General features: G+C 65.6%; 19 protein-coding genes and 1 pseudogene. 2 read left to right on the top strand and 18 right to left on the bottom strand.

Annotation, left to right across the window (positions count from 1 at the left end):
* Positions 1-969 (bottom strand): carbohydrate ABC transporter permease, encoded by a 969-nt coding sequence (locus tag MAE01_RS13040; protein ID WP_229718253.1) that lies wholly within the window; start codon positions 967-969, stop codon positions 1-3.
* An 80-nt stretch (positions 970-1,049) separates the two neighbouring features.
* Positions 1,050-2,348: an extracellular solute-binding protein gene (locus MAE01_RS13045; protein ID WP_147040037.1), complete on the bottom strand. Its 1,299-nt coding sequence runs from the start codon at positions 2,346-2,348 to the stop codon at positions 1,050-1,052.
* A gap of 236 nt (positions 2,349-2,584) precedes the next feature.
* On the opposite strand from MAE01_RS13045, the gene MAE01_RS13050 reads away from it, so the two are divergent.
* Positions 2,585-3,520: a LysR family transcriptional regulator gene (locus MAE01_RS13050; protein ID WP_147040039.1), complete on the top strand. Its 936-nt coding sequence runs from the start codon at positions 2,585-2,587 to the stop codon at positions 3,518-3,520.
* A gap of 29 nt (positions 3,521-3,549) precedes the next feature.
* Here the strand turns inward: MAE01_RS13050 and MAE01_RS13055 are convergent, their stop codons facing one another.
* The 8 genes from MAE01_RS13055 to MAE01_RS13090 form a co-directional block, all read right to left on the bottom strand.
* A complete protein-coding gene (locus tag MAE01_RS13055) occupies positions 3,550-5,025 on the bottom strand; it encodes a C-glycoside deglycosidase beta subunit domain-containing protein (protein ID WP_147040041.1) in 1,476 nt (491 codons plus the stop codon).
* 13 nt (positions 5,026-5,038) lie between these two features.
* Positions 5,039-6,340, bottom strand: coding sequence for a C-glycoside deglycosidase beta subunit domain-containing protein (locus MAE01_RS13060; protein ID WP_147040043.1), 1,302 nt, complete (start codon positions 6,338-6,340; stop codon positions 5,039-5,041).
* 78 nt (positions 6,341-6,418) lie between these two features.
* The gene (locus tag MAE01_RS13065; RefSeq protein ID WP_147040045.1) at positions 6,419-9,208 is read right to left on the bottom strand and encodes a family 78 glycoside hydrolase catalytic domain; all 2,790 of its coding nucleotides are present in this window, start codon (positions 9,206-9,208) and stop codon (positions 6,419-6,421) included.
* On the bottom strand, positions 9,205-10,992 hold the full coding sequence (locus MAE01_RS13070) for a glycoside hydrolase family 3 protein (RefSeq protein ID WP_147040048.1): 1,788 nt from the start codon (positions 10,990-10,992) through the stop codon (positions 9,205-9,207). Before MAE01_RS13070 ends, MAE01_RS13065 begins: the two co-directional genes overlap by 4 nt.
* A complete protein-coding gene (locus MAE01_RS13075) occupies positions 10,989-11,855 on the bottom strand; it encodes an ABC transporter ATP-binding protein (RefSeq protein WP_147040108.1) in 867 nt (288 codons plus the stop codon). The genes MAE01_RS13070 and MAE01_RS13075 overlap by 4 nt, the downstream gene beginning before the upstream one ends.
* Positions 11,852-13,642 (bottom strand): dipeptide/oligopeptide/nickel ABC transporter permease/ATP-binding protein, encoded by a 1,791-nt coding sequence (locus MAE01_RS13080; RefSeq protein ID WP_222591683.1) that lies wholly within the window; start codon positions 13,640-13,642, stop codon positions 11,852-11,854. Before MAE01_RS13080 ends, MAE01_RS13075 begins: the two co-directional genes overlap by 4 nt.
* On the bottom strand, positions 13,639-14,580 hold the full coding sequence (locus tag MAE01_RS13085) for an ABC transporter permease (protein ID WP_147040052.1): 942 nt from the start codon (positions 14,578-14,580) through the stop codon (positions 13,639-13,641). The genes MAE01_RS13080 and MAE01_RS13085 overlap by 4 nt, the downstream gene beginning before the upstream one ends.
* A gap of 44 nt (positions 14,581-14,624) precedes the next feature.
* Positions 14,625-16,151, bottom strand: coding sequence for an ABC transporter substrate-binding protein (locus MAE01_RS13090; RefSeq protein ID WP_147040054.1), 1,527 nt, complete (start codon positions 16,149-16,151; stop codon positions 14,625-14,627).
* Between the two features lie 137 nt (positions 16,152-16,288).
* Between MAE01_RS13090 and MAE01_RS13095 the strand changes: the two genes are divergently transcribed.
* Complete coding sequence (locus MAE01_RS13095; protein ID WP_147040057.1) at positions 16,289-16,891, top strand: TetR/AcrR family transcriptional regulator; 603 nt, start codon at positions 16,289-16,291, stop codon at positions 16,889-16,891.
* A gap of 2 nt (positions 16,892-16,893) precedes the next feature.
* On the opposite strand, the gene MAE01_RS13100 is transcribed toward MAE01_RS13095, so the two are convergent.
* The 8 genes and pseudogenes from MAE01_RS13100 to MAE01_RS16025 all read right to left on the bottom strand — a co-directional run bounded on the left by MAE01_RS13100 (position 16,894) and on the right by MAE01_RS16025 (position 21,289).
* Positions 16,894-17,880 carry an SRPBCC family protein gene (locus tag MAE01_RS13100; protein WP_147040059.1) on the bottom strand — a complete coding sequence of 329 codons (987 nt, stop codon included), beginning with the start codon at positions 17,878-17,880 and terminating at the stop codon, positions 16,894-16,896.
* A 23-nt stretch (positions 17,881-17,903) separates the two neighbouring features.
* Positions 17,904-18,041, bottom strand: a pseudogene (locus MAE01_RS13105) (transcriptional regulator); the annotation flags it as partial.
* Positions 18,011-18,436, bottom strand: coding sequence for an antitoxin HicB (locus tag MAE01_RS13110; RefSeq protein WP_147040061.1), 426 nt, complete (start codon positions 18,434-18,436; stop codon positions 18,011-18,013). The gene MAE01_RS13110 and the pseudogene MAE01_RS13105, both read right to left, overlap by 31 nt.
* A 14-nt stretch (positions 18,437-18,450) precedes the next feature.
* Positions 18,451-18,660 (bottom strand): type II toxin-antitoxin system HicA family toxin, encoded by a 210-nt coding sequence (locus MAE01_RS13115; RefSeq protein WP_147040063.1) that lies wholly within the window; start codon positions 18,658-18,660, stop codon positions 18,451-18,453.
* 51 nt (positions 18,661-18,711) lie between these two features.
* Entirely contained in the window at positions 18,712-19,344 is a 633-nt protein-coding gene (locus MAE01_RS13120) for a hypothetical protein (RefSeq protein WP_147040065.1), read from the bottom strand.
* A 266-nt stretch (positions 19,345-19,610) separates the two neighbouring features.
* Entirely contained in the window at positions 19,611-20,528 is a 918-nt protein-coding gene (locus MAE01_RS13125; protein ID WP_147040067.1) for a cation-transporting ATPase, read from the bottom strand.
* A gap of 111 nt (positions 20,529-20,639) precedes the next feature.
* Complete coding sequence (locus MAE01_RS13130; RefSeq protein ID WP_147040068.1) at positions 20,640-21,113, bottom strand: hypothetical protein; 474 nt, start codon at positions 21,111-21,113, stop codon at positions 20,640-20,642.
* 2 nt (positions 21,114-21,115) lie between these two features.
* Positions 21,116-21,289: a hypothetical protein gene (locus tag MAE01_RS16025; protein WP_186806243.1), complete on the bottom strand. Its 174-nt coding sequence runs from the start codon at positions 21,287-21,289 to the stop codon at positions 21,116-21,118.
* Between the last annotated feature and the right edge of the window lie 182 nt (positions 21,290-21,471).

Raw genomic sequence — 21,471 nt, forward strand, 5'->3', positions numbered from 1 at the left:
TCAGGACTCCTCGGGGCGGCCGTTGGTCACGCGCTGCTGGATGATCGCGAAGACCAGGATGACGACGGTGAGCAGGAGCGCGAGCGCGGCACCGTAGCCGAAGTTCCCGAGCGCGAAGGACTCCTTGTACACCTGGGTGGCGAGCGTCTCCGTGGCCCCCGCGGGACCGCCACCGGTCATCGCCATGATCTGGTCGAAGACGCGCAGTCCGTTGACGAGCCCGAGCGTCGTCGCGATCGCGACGGCGGGGCGGATGGACGGGAACGTGACGTGCCAGAACCGCTGGCGGAGGTTCGCACCGTCGATTGCGGCGGCCTCTTCGATCTCCACTGGAACGGCGGCGAGCCCCGCCATGTAGATGACCATGGCGAAGCCGGTGTTCTGCCAGACGACGACGATCAGGATGGTCCAGATCGCGAAGGTCGGATCTGCGACCCAGGCCTTGGCGAACTCTTCGAGGCCGATGGAGCGCAGGAACGCGTTGATCGGCCCGTTGAAGTCGAAGATGAACTTCCACACGTACGAGACGGCGAGCGGGCTGAGCACGACCGGCATGAAGAACAGCACCCGCAGCGCGTAACGGGTCTTCAGCCCGCGATTGAGGGCGAGGGCGAGGCCGAGACCGACGACGTTGCTGAGGATGACGGAGACGAACGCCAGGAAGAGCGTGTTGCTGAGTGCGCCGACCTGCGTAGGATCGCCGAAGATCTTGGCGAAGTTGGCGAACCCGATCCAGTTGAACGATCCGATTCCGGACCAGTCGGTGAATGCGAAGAAGCCTCCGACGGTGGTCGCGACATAGTGGATCGCGATGACGAGGAGGATGCCCGGAAGCGCCCACCACCAGTGCCCGAACTTCAGCAGCCCCGGGCGGCGCGGCGCCGGATTACGGTGACGGCCCCGGCGATTGCGCTTCGGGACGATCACCAGCTCTGTCTCTGTTTCGGCGTCGATCATCTTGGTGGGCATGAGATCCTCGTGTGCTCGTGCATCGGAAGTGGTGGGGCGATGACTGCCCGGGAAGCGGGGCTCCCCGGGCAGTCGTGCGATCAGTCGCCGTATGCGGCGTCCATGTCCTGGAGGACCTGATCGACCGTCTTCTGTCCTGTCAGCAGACCCTGGACGCCCACCTGGAGCGCCTCGTACACCGAAGGGTTCGGCCAGATGTTGTTCGGCAGCGGCGTGAACGAGCCCTCTGCGAGAAGGTCGACGACCGGGGAGTAGATCGTGTCCTCGAGGTCGAGCTCCTGGTACGACGAGACCGGCAGGAGACCGGACTTCTCGTAGTACAGCGTCTGCGCTTCGGACGACGCGAGCCACTCGACGAACGCGGCCGCGGCGTCCTTGGCCTCCGATGCGGCGTTGATCGAGATCGTGTAGTTGGAACTGGCGATGATGTAGGGATCCCCGCCGTCGGCTGCCGGGAAGGGCTGCACCTTGAAGTCGGCCTCCGGCGGCGCGGCGGCCGCGATCTCGACGGCCGAACCCGATGGGATGAAGCTGCCCACCGAGACACCCTGGGCGAGACCGTTCGTGATGGCGTCGAAGCCTGCGCCCTCTGCACCGGGCTGGAAGCAGCCACCCTCGTGCAGGTCCATGACCGTCTGCAGGGTGTCGGCCCAGCCTTCGCTCTCGGCGAAGGTCGTCTCGCCGTCGGCGCGCTGCTGGTTCCAGTCAGGCGTTTCGGCGTACACGCGGGTCGCGGCGATGCCCTGCGCCGTGAGGCCGGCGTTCGGGCCGGCGGCGCCGGCGAGCGCAAGGAGCGACTTGCCGTCTGCGGCGAGCGCGGTGCACGCGTCGTACATGTCCGCCTCGGTGGTCGGCCACTCGTCGAGGCCGTTCATCGCCGCGGTGCCCATGCTCGTGACGACAGCTGCGATCGTGAAGTCCATCGGCTGGCCGTAGGTCTTGCCGTCGATCTCGAAGATCGTCTCGCTGCCCTCCGGTACGAGGCCCTCGGCGGTGGCGCCCAGTGGCTCGAGGAACCCGGCCTCTGCGAGCGGGATGACACCGCGCGCATCACCGGAACCGGGCGTCGTCTGGATGACGTCCGAGGCGTTGCCGGCCTGCAGCTGCGTGCGGATCGTCTCGCCGTACTTGTCGTTCGGCGTCGGGTTGGTGGTGATCTCGACGTCGGGGTTCGCCTCCATGTAGGCCTTGGCGAGCGACTCGTACGGGCTCTCGAGGTTGTTGGACGTGGCGAACGTGAACGAGAACGACTGCGACTCGCCTCCGTCGCCGGCGTCGTCGGTTCCACCGGCGGAGCAGCCGGCAAGGATGAGGGCTCCCACGGTCGCGACGGCGAGAGTGCCGGTGCGGAGGACGTGAGTGCGGCGGTGCTGTGTCATGTCCAGCCTTTCTGACTTCGTTGTCGGCGACTCGTTCATCGGGCCGCCCGCTGTTCTGCCAGTATCGTCCCGATGTGCCAGAAACACACATAAGCTGTTTCGATATGCGGCATAAGCTGGCGCGAACCGGATGGCGAATGCCCCGCATCCGGCTGAGCGATGGCCCCTGGCGTGCACATAGATTGCATCGATAGACTGACGGCACCCGATCCCCTCTCCCGAAGGGTCACATCGTTGTGACAGATCACGCGCTTCTCTCTCGTCTCGACCTCAACCTCCTGGTCTCACTCGACGCACTGCTCACCGAACGCAGCGTGACGAGGGCCGCGGATCGCCTCCATCTCAGCCAGCCGGCGCTGAGCGCGTCGCTCGCCCGACTGAGGACGCACTTCAACGACCAGATCCTGGCGCGGCGCGGCAACACCTATGAGCTCACGCCTTTCGCACTGCGACTTTCGGAGCACACCTCGACGGCACTTGAGGCCGCGCGCCGCGTGTTCGAGAGCCAGGCGACGTGGGCACCGTCGGACTCGACCCGGGAGTTCTCGATCTACGGCTCCGACTACGGGTTCGCCACGGTCGGCGCCGCAGTCTCGAAGCTCGCGGCAGACCGTGGTCTCGGCATCCGGTTCCGGTTCATGCTTCACAATCCGACCGTCGTCGAGGATGCCGCCACACGCCTGCGCTCCGCGGACGCGCTGATCATCCCGCACGGGTTCCTCACCGATCTCGCGTACGCCGACCTGTGGCGCGACGACTGGGTGGCGATCGTCTCCGACGACCATCCGTCGGTCGGCGAGACGCTGACCATGGAAGAGCTCGGTACGCTCCCCTTCGTGATGACATACCAGTCGCGGTCGGCATTCACGTCGGCGAGCAGGCAGATCCAGCAGCTCGGCATCGAGCCGCGCGTCGAGGCTGTCGTGGAGAGCTTCCTGTCGATGCCGCTGTTCGTGTCCGGAACCGACCGGGTCGGTTTCGTGCAGCGCGCGCTGGCGCCCGTCGTCACGCGCCTCGGCGGCGTGCGGGTCGTCGGGCTGCCGTTCGATGCGACGCCGATCGTCAACGCGGTCTGGTGGCACCCCGTTCATGGCCGGGATCCGGAGCACGCCTGGATGATCGATCTCCTCCGCGAGGCGGGCGAAATCGTCCAGGCAGGCGAGCACGCCTGAGCCACGCCCGACTGCGTTCACATGTGGGCTCACACCGCCTGGAGCGACCTCATCGTCGTGCGGATCAGGTCGTGCTGCCTGCGCACGAGCACGAGCGGGTCGACCTCGCCGAGCTCGGCGAACGCATGCCCCTCCCATTCGCTCGACCAGTACCCGCGGTAGCCGCCCTCGACGAACACTCGCACGAGCTCGGGGTAGTCGATCGCAGGCTCCTGACCGTGCTCGTCGATGTCGTAGAACTTCGCGTGCACGTGCATGATCTGCGGCATGATGTCGGCCCACTCGCGCGGGTCGACGTGGCCGTGCATGTTGAATGCGAGGTGCGCGAAGGACCCGAGTCGACCCGGGTCGAAATCGCGCCCCGTGAGGTAGCCGATGAACTCCTGCTGACGCTCCTGCATCGTGGCATCCGTCGCCCAGATCTGCTGCAGACGGGCGAGCGCCTCGTCGTCGAGACCGGCGCGCTGCACGGCACGCAGAAGCGTCGGCGACATCGCGTGCATGGTCGACGAGAAGTCGGCGACGAATCCGAGCAGTGGCGAGTCGAGGGCGGCATAAGTGTCGCGCACCTTCATGATCGGCTCGGCGTTCGGGCCCATCGGAGCGTGGATCTCATAGGCGAGCTTCAGCTCGAGTTCCTCGGCGATCGGAAGCAGTCGCCGCAGCAGTTCCGGCTTCGCGCTCTGGATGCGCACGAGCGGGAAGCCCAGCTTCTTCGCACCGCGGAACATGAGCTCGCTGAAGGCGAACTCCTCGTCGGGGGTCATGTCGCGGTCGCGTCGGCGTCCCATGTCGAGGTTCGCGCCGAACGAGCTGGCGTCGAAGCCGTGGCGATCGAATGCCGTCCGCCACGTGCGCTCGAATTCGTCGGAGACGACGGGGTACGTCGGCACCATCTGCGACGCGACGATCTCGATGCCGGGACCGATGCCGAGTTCGGACACGCGGTCGAGCAGCCCGTCGAAGTCGTACCAGCCGGCGCGGAACTCCGCGGATGCCGAGTAGAGCGTGAGACCCAGCCGGAACGGGTCGGCATCGGTCGCCGGCGGAGCCGGCGGAACGTCGGAGACCAGCGCCGGAGCGGGCGCGTCGGCATCCGTCACCGTCAGCGAGAGAGAGTCCCGGACGAAGTTGGGTACATACATACCCGGCGCGCCGTCCTTCCCGGGAGCGATCTGCATGTACGGCAAGCGCAACTGCCCGACGAGCGTGATCTCGTACTTCTCACCGAGTTCGACCGGGCGCTCTCCCTTGGCCACCAGCAGCGGATGCTCCTGCAGGAACCAGAGCGTCTCACTCTGGTTCGGCAGCTCCTCGAGGCGGTATTCGCGGTCGCCGAGGACGAAGCGGAGGTCGTCCTGTGGCACGGGCTTGCCGTCGACGGTCAGCTCGAGGCTGGTCACCGATGACAGCCACAGGCTGCGGTACCAGGGGATGGTGAGGCGCAGCGCGAGGCCGTCCGGGTGCGGACGGAGGCTGTCGGCGTGGATGAGTCCGTTGGGCATGATGTCTTTCCGTTCAGAGCTTGTCTGCGACCTGGCGCATGAGCGAGTGCTGGCGGCGAACCTGCTCGATGGACCGCCACGGGATGCGCTCGCCCTCGTACTCGCTGGAGAGGTAGCCGGTGTACCCGGCATCCTTGAGGGCGCGAAGGACCGGCTCCCACGGGATCTGCTGATCTTCGAGCGCGTCGTCGATGTCGTGGAACTTCGCCTGGATGAAGACGACGTGGTCGATGATGTCGAAGACATCGGCTGGGTCGACACCGATGCCGTCGAGGAATGCCGGACGGCGGCCGGGCAACTCGCCCGGGGCCAGGGGGATCGGCCGATCCTGGAAGATCCCGGTGTCGAGCAGCAGCCCGAAGTGCTTCGTGCCGGTGCGCTTGATCAGTTCGATGTAGTCGTCGACGACCTCGTGCTTGATCGGTGTCGGCGAGTGGATCTCGGGGCAGATGATGACATCGAGCTCCTCCGCCAGCGGAAGGCTCGCCTCGACCACGTCGGTCCAGATCGGGTGCGGGATGAGGTCGCCGGAGACGACGCCGATCTTCGGGCGCACGAAGCGGAACCCGAGTCGCTTCGCGAGCCGGAGGTCTCGTTGCAGGGCGGCGGCGCCCTCTTCGACGGTCATGTCACGGCCGTGCTCGCCGCTGGAGTGCAGGCGGGTGTCGATCCAGGAGCCATAGTTGGTCGGTTCGAGACCGTAGACCTCGAGCAGCCGGAACCACTCGTCGACCCACTCCTGCGGCGGGTCCGGGTAGTTCGGCACGTGGCCCTCACCGAGGATCTCGACACCGGTCGCCCCGAGGTCGGCGATCGAATGCAGGGCCGTCTCGAGGTCGGTGTTGGTGCCGTAGTCACCCATGAAGCTGTACAGCGAGACGCCGTAGGTGAACGGGGCGCCCTTCGCTTCGGGCGAGAGCGTCACGTGCTTGGTGACCTGATAGCGGCTGGGCTGGTGCTCCTGCGGAATGTACGACATGCGCAGGCGCAGGTCGATCGAAAGCTCGTGGATGCCGTCGGGCAGACCCCCTGGCAGGGGAACGGTGACGACCGCGGCATCCTCCAGCTGCCAGCGAACGCCGTCGCTCTGCCACAGTTCTTCGAGCGTGTACGTCTTGCCCTGCAGCGTCCACAGCGGGATCTCGGGCGCGACATCGACGTGGCCGGGGATGCTGACGCCGATGCCGTCGATCAACGAAGCGGCCATGCCGCGGTACGACGGCATCCGCACTCGGAACTGGAATCCGGTGATCTCGCCGCCCTCACGGACGTTGCGGAATCCGACGGACTGGATGAGGTCTCTCTCGAGAAGCATCGGCGCTCGCTCTCTGTGTGTGGCGTCTTCGCTTCTTCGAGGCTAACCCCTTACGCGCGTTTTCTACATAAGACTTATCTATTCGCGCATAACGGGATCTTCTGCGTGTGAGATCTTCTCGAGCGACGCTGCGATCTGAGCGACGACGGGGCCAGGGACGCTGAAGAGCGCCGCCGCCAGTGGCGTCTGCAACGTCCAGTCGGTCCTTCTTCGAACGTTGTCCGCCAAGGCAGGGTCATGCTCGTCCAGGACGCTCATGACCGCAGCGTAAGCTGCGGGATCGTCGACGACCGCGGAGACCGGCGACCACAACGTCGATGCGGCAACCGGCACCGGGCGCTCGTCATCCGTCACCCAGGAGTAGCTGCCGGTACCCACCTCCTGGCGCTCGACGCCCGGGATCTCCACGACCGCTCGGGCATGGGCCGGCACGGTCAGCGACCACTCGATCTGGGCCCCACGACGCCGCCACCCGCCTCGGATTCTCCCCGAGACGGTATCGACCTCGGCTTCGATGTCGTCAAGGCCGGCAAGAGCCACCGGTGCGAATCGGATGCCGGCATATCCAGGCTCCTCCGGCGTGATTCCAGCCAAGCGCCGATACATCCAATCGACGACCGCGCCCAGAGCGTAGTGATTGAACGACGTCATCTCTCCGGGGTTGATCGAGCCGTCAGGAAGCATGGAATCCCATCTTTCCCAGATGGTGGTCGCCCCCATCGTCACCGGGTACAGCCACGACGGCGCTCGGGTCTGCAGCAACAGCGCCGAGGCCTCCCGGTCGTACCCGTGGTCGGTGAGGGCATCCAGTACGAGCGGCGTCCCGATGAAGCCGGTGGAGATGTGGAAGGCGTCGCGCTTGACGACGTGCGCGAGCCGGGAAGCCAGTGCGCGACGGACATCGTCGTCGGTGATCAGATCGAACTGCAGAGCCAGCGCATAAGCGGTCGGGGCATCCGAAAGCATCCTTCCGTCGGCGGTGAGGTAGGCGGAGCGGAACGCCTCTCGCACCTGTGCTGCCTGTGCGCTCGCGCGCTGAGCACCGCCGGAATGTCCACCGCGTTCTGCAGCGACGGCGAGCAGATCGAGCGATCGGCACAGGTAGGAGGTTGCGACGATGCCCGGCGCGACCTTCGAAGCGCCCGCCATGTCCGGCGGAGCCGACGGATCCAACCAATCGCCGAACTGCAGCGTCGTCTCCCACAATCCCACCCCGCCGGCGGCTTCGATCTCTTTATCGACCCACGCCCGCATGGATGCGATGGAGTCGACGAGGACACCCTCATCGGCGTATCGCTCTTCGAGAACACTGGGCACGATCGTGGCTGCGTCACCCCACCCTGCCGCGGGCCACGCGAAGCCGAACACGTTCGGCACAATCGTGGGAACCACACCACCGCTGCTGTCCTGATCCAGACGAAGGTCGGTGAGCCAGTTCGCCAGGAATGCATTGCAGTCGAAGAGCGTGGATGCTGTCGGCGCGAAGATCTGGGCGTCTCCGGTCCAGCCGAGGCGCTCGTCACGCTGAGGGCAATCGGTGGGAAGCGCGAGAAAGTTGCCACGCATACTCCAGACGACATTCTCGTGCAGACGCTGCAGCAGCGGATGCGATGTCGTCAGCCACCCCGTGCGGCGCATGTCACTGTGCAACACCACGGCGCGGATCGCCGCGGGATCGAGGATGCCCGGCCAACCGGACACCTCTGCATATCGAAACCCGTGGAAGGTGCCAGAGGGTTCGAAGACGTCACGTTCACTTCCCGACAGGATGAAAGTGTCCGTCGCCGCGGCGCGGCGCAGCGGTCGCGTCGCGATCTCGCCGTCCTCGAGCACTTCGGCGTGGCGAATCACGACCTCAGTACCCGCCGGCCCGGACACTGAGAACCGCAGCCGGCCGACGATGTTCTGACCGAAATCCAGCACCGTCCGACCGGACGGCGTCGTGATCACCTCGAGCACCTCACGTTCGGCGATGCGCCGGACCGGCTCGCTGAATCGAGCGACAGGCACCGGCTGCTGGGCGCCGACGACGGCAGCGGGCCATCGAGGCGCTGTCGTCAGCCACCAGTCCTCGGCGCGCCGCAGGTCGATCTTCTCGCCGTCGTAGATTCCAGAAGTGATGAATGCGCCGGCGCCGGATGCTTCCCACTCGCCATCCGAGCTGATGACCTCTTCCGTGCCGTCGGCGTAGCGGAGGTGCAGTTGGGCTGCCACCGACGGCTGATCGCCGTAGACGCGCTCGGCCTCGTCTGCGAACCCGTAGCTTTCCGTATACCAGCCGCCGAACACCTCGAATCCGAGCGTGTGATCACCGGCTGATAGGAGAGCAGTGACATCGACCGTCTCATGCAACACGCGGTGCGGATAAGAGGTCCACCCCGGAGACAGCACGGCGTCGTCGACGACGCGCCCGTCGACGCGAAACGTCGCGACTCCCAGAGCCGACCAATACATCGTTGCGCAGACGAGTTCACCGGAGATGTGAATGCGGTGTCGAGCGATGAACGGCTGCGCCGCGGCATCCGGTTCCGCAAGCGCCACGAATGCCGCTCGCCACTCGTCGACGTCGAGGGCGCCGAACCGGATCACGCACGGCCCGCTCTCCAACCAGTTACCTTCGCCATCGCGCACCCGCACACGAACGGTGACCTCCTGCCTCGGCAACAGGTCATCGAATGGCCAGGCGACGAGCACGTGGTCAGCGCCATCGAGCACGGCGCTGCGGCTGTCATCGAGGAGCACTTCCGCGGCGGTCTGCACCCACCCGGGCTCGGAGGTCTCGACGACCCAGCTCAGTCGGGGCCGGGCCGTGGCCACCCAGGGCGAATCTTCGCGGTACTCCGCACGGAGCTTCACGGTCGTCGTCATGATCGGGTCGTCGCGCTTTCGTCTGCTGCCGCGCTCACAGCCACATGCCACCCCGCGGGGAACAGGGGGGCAAGCGTGTCGTTGAGCGCGTCAGGAGCGCTCCGCGCGACCGCGGCCATCGAACGAGGCAGTTCGAACGGCAGTTGCCCCTCGGCAGTCGTAGCCCCGCACAGCACCTGAAGTACAGCCGCATCTGACGCTCCGAAGTCGGCGACGATGGCGGCGACCTCGTCCACGAACGGCGTCAAGATCGCCGGCCGGTTCATCTCAACGACGAGAATCACAGGAACCCGTCGCGCCAACCCCACGATGCGCTCGATGAGCGCGTCAGGGAACTCTAGGCTTCCCTGCTGCATCCCTGCTTCGAGGAAGTAGTGGTCTCGGTGCTCCCACGGCGCGCGGACTCTCACGATCGCCACATCCGCGAGATCGGCGTCTACAGCGGCCCATCCATCCGGGAGCACCTCGGCGGATGTGTTCACGAGGTGCACCTTCTGTCGTCCTGCCAGCGGCAGAACGGGCGCAGCCTCCGAGCCGTTGTAAAGCACCGTGAGCGCTCGCGACTGTGCACTGGCGGCCAACTCAGCATCGCCTGATCGAGGCAGGGCGGCGTGCGCGACAGCATCGCTCGGCGCGTCGTCAAGCAGGCCGAGTCCCACCATCAGCTGCACGATGCGCGCCGCCGACACAGCGACGCGCTCAGCGTCCAGCAGGCCCGCGCTCATCGTGCTGCGGATGAGAGCAGAGTCCCTCTCGCCCCCGAGCTGATCGACTCCCGCTTCGAAGATCCGCGCGACGCGCGCGGACTCGGACAGATGCTCGACCCCCCATGCGCGTGCGGGGAACGGTTTGCCCGCGATCTCGATGTCGGTGACGAGGCCGAAATCGCTGAGCACCACACCGTCGTAACCGAGGCGCTCCCGAAGCAGACCCGTGATGATCTGCCGATTGAACGCGAACCCGACCGGTTCGACGGGCTCGCCGTCAAGCTCCAGCCCCACCGGCATGCCGTAGTAAGGCATGATCGCCGCGGTTCCCGCCGCGATCGCCGTGCGAAACGGCTCGAGGTGGTCCTGGAACCGGCCACCCGGGTAGACCTGCTCTCGACCGTAGGGAAAATGGGGGTCTTCGCCGTCGAGCTGAGGTCCGCCGCCGGGAAAGTGCTTCACGGTTGCAGCGACGCTCTGCGGTCCGAGCTCGGGCCCCTGGAGTCCGTCGAGAAAGGCCTCCAGCATGTGGCTCGTCGTCTTGGGATCGGCGTGGAAACTCTGCGCTTGCCGGGCCCAACGCGGCTCGGTGGCGAGATCAACCTGCGGGTGCAGGGCCATCCGTATCCCCATCGCCAGATAGTCCTGCCTGACGATGTCTGCATACCGGCGGACGAGCTCGACGTCGCCGATCGCACCCAGCCCAAGATTCTCCGGCCACTGAGACACCCCGGACGCCCGATGGGAAGCCCCGTCGTTCTGCATGAACGAGTGGCGTGGATCTGTGGAGAACACCGCAGGGAGCTTCGAACCCGTGGAGCGAGCGATCTCCTGCAATCCGGCGAGAATCTCGGCGGTGGCTTTCGGGTCGGGAATCGAACCGAGGCAGAAGAAGCGGATGCCGTGGTCTTCGATCAGCTCTCGCATGCTGGGTCCTCCGAACCCCGAGGACCCATCGGGATCGTGGTTGAGCGCCACGATCGGATGCAACAGCAGCCCGATCTGCTGATCCAGGGAGAGCGCGTCGACGATCTCCCGTGCCCGGTTCACGCTGTGGGTCGTGTCGATCGTGGTCATGCCTTCTCTTCCTGGGTATCTTGCGGTGCGCGCTGGGTGTCTTGCGGTACGCGCGAATCGAGATACGCGGCACGCCGTGCTTTCTGTAGCGCCGGGTCCGCCACGGGAGCCGCCAGCAGCAGCTTTCTCGTGTAGGCGCTCTTCGGCGCAGACGTCACCTCTGCGGCGGTTCCGCTTTCGACGATGCGCCCCTGCCTCATCACTGCGATGCGATGGCTCATGACTCGCACGACCGAGAGGTCGTGGGAGATGAAGAGGTACGCGACACCTGTGCGCCGCTGCACTTCAAGAAAGAGGTCAAGCACCCGTGATTGCGTGGTGAGGTCGAGCGCGGAAACCGGCTCATCGCAGATGATCAGGCGAGGCTCCAGCACGAGAGCCCGTGCGATCGCGATCCGCTGCCGCTGTCCGCCAGAGAAGTCACGTGGGAGGCGGTCGACGGCATCGGGGGGCAGGTTCACGAGCGAGAGCGCTTCCGTGATCCGTCGATCCGCTTCGCGCCGTCCGACTTTACGCACCCGCAACGGTTCGGCCAGGGTCTCCCCAATAGTCAACGAGGGGCTCAACGACGAGTAGGGATCCTGGAAGACGACCTGGATGTCGCTCGCCAGCCGGCGTCGTTCTCGGGTGTGTGCGTGAGCGATCTCTTCTCCGGCGAAAGTGATGCTGCCGGAGCTGACGGGCGCGAGGCCGAGCACCGCACGACCCAGAGTGGACTTTCCTGAACCGGACTCACCGACCAGCCCCAGCGATTCACCCTCGCGGATGTCGAGAGAGACGTCACGAAGAGCAGTGAATGGCGGCTTGCGCCAACTGCGCCGCGCATAGGTCACGGAGAGATCGGTGATTGTGAGCAGTCTCATCGGCCGGCCTCCGCTCGAGGTGCCCACGGCTCGCGGGTGGGTGCCCCGTCCAAGAGGGCAGCGAACAGGCTCCGCGTATACGAGTGCTGTGGATCCGCAAAGACATCGGTGACCGTTCCTGTCTCCACGACGGCGCCAGCACGCATGACCGAGACACGATCGGCCAGATCGGCAACGACTCCGAAGTTGTGCGTCACCAGCAGTACCGCGAGTCCGAGTTCCTGCTGCAGCTCGCGAAGCAACTGCAGAACCTCAGCCTGGACGGTCACGTCAAGTGCCGTCGTCGGCTCATCCGCGATGACGAGCGCAGGCTTGCAGGAAATCGCTCCCGCAATGAGAATCCGCTGCGCCATGCCGCCGGAGATCTCGTGCGGATACGAGGCCATCACTCGCTCTGGGTCGTCGATGCCAACGCGGATGAGCAGTTCCTGCGACCGATCACGCGCCTCGGCCTTCGCCATGCCCATCACTGCGCGCATCGGCTCGATCAGCTGATGCCCGATCGTATAAGAGGGGTCCAGATTGCTGAGCGGCTCCTGCGGTACGTAGCCGATGTGCCTTCCGAGGAGCCGATCGACCTGTGAGCTGCCCGTGCTCGCACGCTGCTGACCGTCGAACGTCACGGTTCCACCGACGATCCGACCACCCGCAGGCAGCAGACCGAGGGTAGCCCATGCTGTCTGCGTCTTGCCGGATCCGGATTCACCGATGAGTGCGTGCACCTCCCCCGCTGCAACCGAAAGTGAAACGCCGTCCACGACCGTGGACCACGCTGCTCCCTTGGGATAGGCCACTGCCAGGTCGGTGATCTGCAGAAGCGGTGCGGGCGTCGTGTTGCCGTTGGCATGCACCATCGGTGCATCAGCGCGCGGATGCGGCGCCGACCACTCCGAACGAGAGCGGTTGCGGTCGCCGCCACTGAACTCCATCTCGTCACGCAGTGCAGTGCCGAGAAGAGTGAGCGCGATACATGTGAGGCCGATGGCGAGAGCCGGCCAGATCATCAGTGCCGGCGCGCGGAAGATGTTGTAGAAGCCCTCGCTGAGCATTCCTCCCCATGACGGCAATGAAGTGTCTCCCAGCCCGAGGAAGTCGATGATTGCCTGGACACCGACTCCGACGCTGAAGATCCCGGCGACAAGCAGAATCGCCGGGGCGCGCACTGCGGTCAGCACGTGCCGCCCGATCACCCGCACATTACCGAGGCCGGCGACCTTGGCTGCGTCGATGTAGAGCTCCTCTCTCACCGCGCGGACGGCGCCGGAGACGACACGATAGAACGACGGAGAGATCAGAACCCCGAATATCGCCATCACGAGCCAGATGGATGGGCCGACCACAGCTCGGACTGCCAGCAGAACCACCAACGCCGGCAACGCCATGACGAGACCGGCCAGCCAAGCAGCTGCGTTGTCGAACCACCCGCCGTAGTAGCCGGCAATGAGGCCGGTAGGGATGCCTATTACTGCCGCGACGATGACCGTGACGAGCGCCCCAGCCAAGCTGATCGACGATGCGACGACCAGACGGGACAGCACGTCCCGCCCGGCGCTGTCACCCCCGAGCAGGTGTTCGGCGCTCGGCGTGGAGAGAACGTTGCCGATGTCGGCAGCGTTCGGGTCGAATGGGACGATGAATGGCCCGACGACGGCGACCAGCGCGAGTGCCGCGAGGTAGGTGAGACAGATGACCCCGAGAGTGTTCCCGATCAGTCGACGAAAGAGATTCTTGCGCCTGGTCGGTGGTCCCTGCGGAACCGGCGTGGTATAGACATCTGTTGTCGTCATGACAGCCGCACTTTGGGGTTGAGCCATCCCTGCAACAGGTCGATGGCGAGATTGACGAGGACGACGAGGACAGCGGTGACGATGATGACGCCCATTACGACCGGGATGTCCCCCTGCGAGGTCGCCGCGATCGCGGCCTGCCCGAGTCCGGGGAGAGAGAAGACCTGCTCGACCACTACCGCACCGCCGAATACGACGATGAACTGAAGTCCGAGTACACCGAGCGCGGGGCCCGCGGCGTTGCGCAGCACGTGGCCGTAGACGACGCGACGCTTACCGAGGCCCCGCGAGCGAAGCGTGCGCACGTAGTCCATGCGCAGAACGTCGATCATCCCTCCCCGAACCTGCTGAACGACCGCGGCGGTCGCACCTATCGCCAACGCGATGATCGGCAAAGTGATCGTCGAGAGCCATCCGCTCACCGAAGAAGTGACGGGAACGTAGCCCGTCGCGGGGAACCATCGCAGCACGAGACCGAAGACCGTTGCGAGAGCGAGAGCGAATAGGAAGCCGGGGACCGCTGCGCCTACGACTGAAGCAACCTGGACCGTGTGATCCACCCATCCGCGTCGCCCCGCGGCAAGCGCTCCGAGGACGATCGAGAGGATCGCCGACAACAGGATCGCACCGACGGTGATGGAGAGGGTGACCGGCACGCGCGCTGCGAGAGTCTGTGCGACCGTTTCACCGGTGAACCAAGAACGACCGAGATCGCCGGTGACAGCGCTGCTGACCCAGTCGGTGAACTGCGCGAGCAGGGGACGGTCCAGCCCCAGCTCCGAGGCCTTGCGCGCCACGATCTCAGCAGATGCCGTCTGTCCGACGATGTTGCGCGCGGTGCTCTCGGCGCTGAGATACAGCAGGAAGAACGCCAGGACACACAGCGTCAGAACGGTGACCACACCGGCTGCGACACGACGAAGAATGAAAGTGATCATGATGAGAACGGAGGGGCGGCACCGAATGCCGCCCCTCCTGATTCCTACTCGGCGGGCTCGATGTTCCAGAGATAAGGAGCGATGTTGTCGGACTGCATCACGACGGTGGTCGCATCGTCACTGAAGAATGCACTCTGCAGGCGATAGCTCGGTGCAAACCATGCCTGCTCCACGATCCACTCGTTGATCTTCTGTGCGATCGGCTCGACCTCATCCTGAGACGCAACCTGCAGCTCGGCCGCAAGCGCGGTCAGTTCTGAGTTCTCGGTGTGAAGCGGATTCCATGTCGCGTGCGGCAGCATCGAGAACTGCAGCGTCTGCCACGCAGTCGGGTCTGACTGCAGCTGGAACGGGAACGCCGCCCACGTGCCACCGAGCATCTTCGGGAAGAGATCCTCGCCCGTCTGCTCCCACTGGACGTCGATCCCCGCCGCGGTGAGCTGCTCGCCATAGATCGCGAACTCGGACTCGGGCACGAAGTTGTTGCGCGGCATGACAAGGGTGAAACCGTCGGGATAGCCGGCTTCCGCGAGAAGCGCCTTGGCCTTCTCGGGATCGTACTCGTAGCGCTCGTCGAGCTCCTCCGAGTAGGCATCACTGTTCACCGAGAAGACCTGAGTGGTCGGAACCGCGTATCCGGCCGCCAGTGCTTTCACGAGGGACTCGCGGTCGAGCGCGTGGTTGATCGCCTGGCGTACCCTCACGTCGCCGAGCGCCGGGTTCACCGTTCCGTCGCGGTCGACGAGGAGGAATCCGGCCCAGTTCAGTTCGACGAGGTTCACCGTGTATCCGGCGGCTTCGGCATCCGGAATCTGAGTAGGAGTGTTCGATGCGGATACGTCGATCTGACCGCCCTTGAGCGCATTCACCAGTGCTGTAGCGTCACCGTAAACCGTGACCTCGATCTCGTCATAGTGCACAGACTCCGTGTCCCAGTAGTCATCTTTCTTCTCGAAGACGTACTTGGAACCGACCACGGTCTCATCGGCGCGGAGCTCATAGGGCCCGGTTCCCACCGGTCTGGTCTGCGCGTCGTCAGACTCCCACATCGATGGGCTCCCCTGAAGTCCCGCATTCTGTGACAGGTAACCCAGGAACGCCGGGTCAGGAGCAGAAAGCGTGATGAGCAGGGTGTGCTCGTCCACAGCTTCGGCCGAGGCCAACGCCTGGAGGAACGACGCATTGTCGCTCGTACCGTCACGGAACCTGGTGAGGTTGCCCGCGGCGACCTCCGCCGTGAACGCTTCGCCGTCCGAGAACTCGACGCCTTCCCTGAGAGTGAGCGTGAGCTGGGTGAGAGAGTCGTCCCACTCCCACTCGGTCGCGAGGCCAGGGATCAGGGCACCGTCTGGGTCAGCGCGTAGAAGAGTGTCGTATACCGGCTGCAGATAGGCGACGTCGCCGGCCCAGCGTGCCTCCCAAGGCGCGAAAGACGCCAGTGCGTCGGCAGCCCCATAGCGAAGCGTCGACGGCTCCTCCGACGCGGGGCTTCCTCCGCCCGCGCACGCCGACAGGGTGAGGAGGCCGACCACTCCCATACTGACGGCCCAGAGTTTCTTGCTGCGGTGCATCTTTGCACGTCCTTTCGCTGCTGCGGGTGACCTTGGTGGTCAAGTTCCGCCAACGTAACACGAAAACCGGAGACACATCCGGTTTTATTCCTGAAGCTGCACATCAGTCGCGGTTATGCGTGCTAGCTTCTACTCCCATGCCGATCACACCGTCGCGCCGTCGGGGCGAATACGCGAAGACAGCTGACCGACGCCGGCAGATCGTCGATGCGGCGGCCGCCGTGTTCAGCCGATCAGGATTCATGCAGGCGTCGCTCAGCGAGATCGCTGAACGCGCCGACATCAGCGTGGCTGGGCTGAACCACCACTTCTCCACGAAGACACAGTTGCTCGAAGCCGTTTTCGATCACAAGCAACGCGAGACCGAAGCCCGATTCACCAGCACGGACCCCATGGCGCTTTTGAGGGCCGCCCTTGATCTGGCCGAACAGGGACAATCTGACCCGCAGGGCACTCGATTCTTCGCCGTCATGTCGACTGAGGCGACATCACCGGATCACCCCGCACACGAATACTTCCGCCGCCGGTACGAAACCACCCTTGACCTGGTGCGGGCATCCTTCGTCACGCTGCGAGAACAGGGCCGTCTGCGGCCAGGTGTCGACCCCGCAGATGCGGCGCGAGCGTATATCGGGCTTTCGGACGGCTTACAGATTCAAGCCCTTTACCAGCCCGAAGCCTTTTCTCAAGCCGACGTGATGCGTCGCATAATCAGCGAGATGCTCACTGAGCCGCTGTGAACCTACGAACGCGAAGGCTCCAGGACTTCGCGTTCCAGCCTTGCGAACGACTCCTCCATGCCGTCAGCCATGCCGGTGGCGAGGATCATGTCGCGGGTGTCCTTGTCGGGGTACTCGATGAGCACCGTGACGAGCGTGGCGCCGTCCTCTTCATACAGATTGAGGTCGTTGAGGGTCTCGGTCGGCATCCCCTGCATCCGCTCGGTGGTCACCGCACGGCACGGCGCGTCGATGAGCAGCACCTCGCCCTCGAAGCCGAACGGCTCCCCCTCGGTGTCGCCGACCGGAGCCCACGAGTTCCGGTAGCTCTCGCCGACCGTGGTCGTGGCGATGCACTCGGTCATCTCCCAGCCGTCCGGCCCGAGCATCCACTGCCGAATGAGATCGGGCTCATGGTGGGCGCGCCAGACGAGCTCGCGCGGTCCGCTCACGAGACGCGTGATCCGCACGTGCGTGTCATCGAGCAGTTCGACGCGCGTGCCCTTGCCCTCGGCGTATTCGCGGAGGTCCTGCAGCACGGCATCCAGCTGCGACATCGCCATCTTGGTGCCCTCGATCATGCCCATCTCGACGACCTGCTCGAGCGCCTCGACGGAGACGAAGTGACTGGTCGCCACCATGCGGGTGCCGTCGGCGGCCGATTCGAACGTGAACTCCATGCGCATCGCCGGCAAGTCCGCGTTCGGGTTGCCCTGCTCGTCGGCGAATCCGTCGAGGACGGCGAAGCGGCGCGGTTCCTCGATAGTAAGGAACTCCCAGTACCCGGACGACTTCTCGCCGCGCGGTCCGTTCATCGTGTAGTTCGCGCGGCCGCCGACCGTGTGATCCCAGGCGGTGAAGGTGGCCGGCCACCCGGGAGGGCCCCAGAACCGCTCGAGCTGCCGCGGGTCGCTGTACGCGCTCCATACGCGCTCGACCGGAGCGGCGAAGTCGGCTGTGACGGTCATCGTCAGGTTCTCGGTGTCAGTGGAGACATCGGTGACAGGCATTTCAAACTCCCTTGTTCTCGTCGTCAGTCGTTCGCTGAGCTCGTCGAAGCGGCGAGCAGGTCATCGAGGCGGGAGATGCGAGCCCGCCAGAGCTCTTCGTAACGGGCCAGCAGCGCCCGTGCGCGCGCGATCATCTCGGGATCGGCGCGGACGAGCCGGCGATCGTCTTGCCGGCGTCGGCGGTCTTCTCGATCTGATAGACGCGCTGCTTGCTGATCCCGAGCACGCGGCCGACGTCGGGGGCACTGAGCTGCCCGCGGAGTTCGCGCACCACGGAGCGGCGACGCTCGGCAGCTCGGGCCTGCGCGACTCGCGCTTCCTGTTCGTCGCGCTCGGCGGCCGCCCACTCGTTGAGGGCGTGCTCTGGGCCCTTCACAGTGACGTTGACTGCGACTGTCTCGGGGGAGACGTTGAGCCACATCGCGGCGACGCCCTGAGCCTCGTAGTCGACCTCAGCAAGGTTGCGCGCCTGGCCGCCAGTGCCGAGTTCGGGAATCTCGAACACCCACCAGGTGCCCTCGCGCTCGACGGTAACCTCGAACGTTCGTGCGCTCATCGCGCTCTCCTTCCTCATCGCCACTCGCGCGGCAACTCGACTCCTGCATTCTGGATCTGGCGCAGCACCCCGGGGGAGACCTCGCGGTGTCCGGTCGGGATCGACGCCTTGACAGATTCATCGGGCATTCCCCAAAGCTCGTGGCTTCCCTGGCCGTCCCGGAGGTAGACCCAGCCGAGCCCTTTCAGGTACTTGAGGACGTCCCGCGTCTTCTGTGCTTTCATAACTCTAATCTAGCCCCCCCTTGCCGTCAATGTCAAGGGGGGACTTGCCTTTCAGTTCTCGGGGGTGTACTCGTCGCCGCAGAGGCTGCACACGATGGGGCCAGCGTCTAGCACCGCGAGGGACGCCCTGATCTTACGGCCGCAGCCACACGCGGCCGCAGCGCCGTTGTTGTTGCTCTTGCGGCCGCCCTCTGCTCCGTGAAGCTCTGCGCGGCGGTGTGCGGTGATCGCAGCGTCAAGGTTGCTGATCGTGGCGGCGTAGTGAGCTGCTGCGCCCGCGGGGAGCGCCGTAACGCTCCATCCGATCTTCGCGTCATGCTCGATCACGAGCCCGAAGCTCTCGGCAATCGCCTTGAACTTCTGATTGTGGTAGCGGCCCTGACGGCTCGTGTCCTGGACGCCGCGCGCCTGTGCGGCCGCGTGCGCTGCCTCGTGAAGCAGAGTTCCCATCACGTCTGCGCCGCCTCGGGCGAGCCCTTCGCCGCCCACGAAAAGCTCGTGCACGGCATCTTCTCCACGTACCCACCTGTCGGCGGCGAGGTGGCCGAGCCTAAGCCCCTTGGCGCTGCTCCCGCTGCCGATGGTCACGACGACCTCGGGCACGTCGTCGTGTGTGGTCTGAATGGCCGTCCAGGCGGCCTCGATCGCTGCAACGAGGGGAGCGGTGACCGTTGCCCCGTTCATCGCGTTACCCCCTCGGGGAAGCAGTGCTCATAGGCGCTGCGTCGGCGTCGTCGGGGTCGCTCCCGGCGAACTCGTCGCCGCAGCTGCAACGAGTCCAGAACATGCCGCCCCTGTAGCTCTGGGACACGTCACGGACTGGCGGAGAGTCAATACTGAGGGGTGCAGTATTGGTCGGTTGCGCGGAGCGTCGACCTCTCGCAGCCGACTAATTCACTCCGATGACCACCCCAGTCGCAGCCCGAGGTCAAATGACGTGATGGCCTCAGTCATCTGCCGAAGAGGTTTCCCCAGCCAGGGATGTCAATGTTGGAGAGTTGTTCCCCGAAGCCACTGATGTTCTCGCCCAAGCCCGCTGTGGCTCCGGCAGCGAGGTCGCTCGCCCCGCCAGCTAGATCACTCGCCCCGCCGGCAAAGTCGGTGGCTGTGGCGGTGACGTCCTCCAGTCCCGTGGCAAGCGCGGAAAGGTCGATCGCGCCGGCAAGAGCATCGAAATCGACGCCCGCGGTGAGCGCTTCGGCAAGAAGAGGCGCGGCAATGGTACTTCCGATCGCGCCGGCAGCGACGACAACCAAGAGCCCACCGGCAGCACCGGCGGCGGCCACGCCGGCCCTCTGCCCGGTGGTGGCGTTACCGGTTCGAGGGGTACGAGCGAGGATCCCAGCCAGAGCACCAGGCCGAGCTGCCTCGGCGCGGGTGGCGGTGCGGGCAAGATCAGCCGGTTGGGATGTGCGGGGCTGTTCTGCGAGGGGGAGTTCGGTCCGCAGTCGCGCCTGGATTTGGTTGCGTTCTGCAGGAGTGAGTCGGCTGAACGCATCGGCGTGGATCCGCTCCAACTGGGCAGGCTCGGCGGTATGTAGGAGGTATTCGTAGCGGGCCACTGCGGCACGCTCGGACGCGTGATCGTTTGCCGGGGGTGAGGTCAGCCCGACGGTCTTCGAGGGTGCAGTGCCGGCGGGTGCGCCGGCAGGTGGGCTGAGCGGATGCCCGGGTCCCGCTGGCGGGACGGGTGTCGCCGGCGCGCTGCCCGGGGCAGGCGGGGTGGGCGCGGCGCCGGTGATCGCGCCCACCGCACCACGCAGTGTGCTTTTCCAGTCGCGCGGTTCGCTGCCAGGGGTCTGCGCAGGCGCGGGGGTCTTGTTGAGTGCCCGTTGGGCCAGGCCGGTGAGGCGGTCAAACATGGTCATGAGCGTCTTCCTTCTGGGTAGGTGCTGGGGTTCGGTGGAACGTGAGTGCGCCTCTTCCGGGCGAGTGGACGTCCCTCCTGCTTCGCGAACGTTGGTCGATCACGTGGCAGGTCAGGCGAGCGGGAGCCATGCCACGGACATCACTCCCCACGCCTGTGCCCGACCTGCGGAGGGTGGGAGGCGGAGGGAAGAACGTGTGGCTGAGTAGGATTCGACGCGCACCGGCTCGGGGGTCAGCTCAACCCTCGCGGCGGCGGCATCCGCGAGCACCGCGGTGAGAATCTCGCGGTGCCGTCGAGTGCGAGAATGCAGCAAGACCGCCGGGTCGAGGCTGAACCCTGCCCGCTCCGGCTGCACGTGTACTCCCACATGTGCGGTGCGCTCTGCGATGAGCCGAACCGCGGTGAACAGTCCGTTCCACCGGACTCTTTGGCGCGGCAGGGCGATGTGCACGCACAGATCACCGTCCCCGACGAACGAGCGGAGATCGTTGGGCCATACGGGCGCTTCGAGGATGACGCGGTCGATCGGGGTGGTGAGCTGACCGTAATGCAGCAAGCACAGATCGTGTTCTTTCGTGATCACGATCAGCTTCGATCCGGGCAGGCATCGTCGTGTAGCTGCACACGCGCGCCCCAGTCATCAATCGGATGCAACACACCGGTGGCCGCAGCAGTCCGGTCGATCACCGTCCGGGCGTCCCAGGACGGACCTCCCTCGACGATGAGGCACTGCCCCGCCGCGACGACAACGTCCGTCACGGATTGATCCGTGACCTCACGCACGGTGACCGGATTGTCTCCCGCGTTGCGCAGACTCCCGCACCCCGGCAGAGGTCCGCCGCAGCGGTCACCGACACCGACAGTCCACGCGACTGCGAGAATCCCGGTCACAGCGAGCAGCGGCAACACAACTACCGCCACCGTCGAACCTCGGTGACCCC

This window comes from Microbacterium aerolatum (genome assembly GCF_007988825.1).
Lineage (GTDB): Bacteria > Actinomycetota > Actinomycetes > Actinomycetales > Microbacteriaceae > Microbacterium > Microbacterium aerolatum.

Excerpts from the sequence above, each read along its gene's own strand:
- MAE01_RS13040 (WP_229718253.1), bottom strand. The coding sequence starts at position 969 with ATGCCCACCAAGATGATCGACGCCGAAACAGAGACAGAGCTGGTGATC.
- MAE01_RS13045 (WP_147040037.1), bottom strand. The coding sequence starts at position 2,348 with ATGACACAGCACCGCCGCACTCACGTCCTCCGCACCGGCACTCTCGCC.
- MAE01_RS13055 (WP_147040041.1), bottom strand. The coding sequence starts at position 5,025 with ATGCCCAACGGACTCATCCACGCCGACAGCCTCCGTCCGCACCCGGAC.
- MAE01_RS13060 (WP_147040043.1), bottom strand. The coding sequence starts at position 6,340 with ATGCTTCTCGAGAGAGACCTCATCCAGTCCGTCGGATTCCGCAACGTC.
- MAE01_RS13065 (WP_147040045.1), bottom strand. The coding sequence starts at position 9,208 with ATGACGACGACCGTGAAGCTCCGTGCGGAGTACCGCGAAGATTCGCCC.
- MAE01_RS13070 (WP_147040048.1), bottom strand. The coding sequence starts at position 10,992 with ATGACCACGATCGACACGACCCACAGCGTGAACCGGGCACGGGAGATC.
- MAE01_RS13075 (WP_147040108.1), bottom strand. The coding sequence starts at position 11,855 with ATGAGACTGCTCACAATCACCGATCTCTCCGTGACCTATGCGCGGCGC.
- MAE01_RS13080 (WP_222591683.1), bottom strand. The coding sequence starts at position 13,642 with ATGACGACAACAGATGTCTATACCACGCCGGTTCCGCAGGGACCACCG.
- MAE01_RS13085 (WP_147040052.1), bottom strand. The coding sequence starts at position 14,580 with ATGATCACTTTCATTCTTCGTCGTGTCGCAGCCGGTGTGGTCACCGTT.
- MAE01_RS13090 (WP_147040054.1), bottom strand. The coding sequence starts at position 16,151 with ATGCACCGCAGCAAGAAACTCTGGGCCGTCAGTATGGGAGTGGTCGGC.
- MAE01_RS13095 (WP_147040057.1), top strand. The coding sequence starts at position 16,289 with ATGCCGATCACACCGTCGCGCCGTCGGGGCGAATACGCGAAGACAGCT.
- MAE01_RS13100 (WP_147040059.1), bottom strand. The coding sequence starts at position 17,880 with ATGCCTGTCACCGATGTCTCCACTGACACCGAGAACCTGACGATGACC.
- MAE01_RS13110 (WP_147040061.1), bottom strand. The coding sequence starts at position 18,436 with ATGAGCGCACGAACGTTCGAGGTTACCGTCGAGCGCGAGGGCACCTGG.
- MAE01_RS13115 (WP_147040063.1), bottom strand. The coding sequence starts at position 18,660 with ATGAAAGCACAGAAGACGCGGGACGTCCTCAAGTACCTGAAAGGGCTC.
- MAE01_RS13120 (WP_147040065.1), bottom strand. The coding sequence starts at position 19,344 with ATGAACGGGGCAACGGTCACCGCTCCCCTCGTTGCAGCGATCGAGGCC.
- MAE01_RS13125 (WP_147040067.1), bottom strand. The coding sequence starts at position 20,528 with ATGACCATGTTTGACCGCCTCACCGGCCTGGCCCAACGGGCACTCAAC.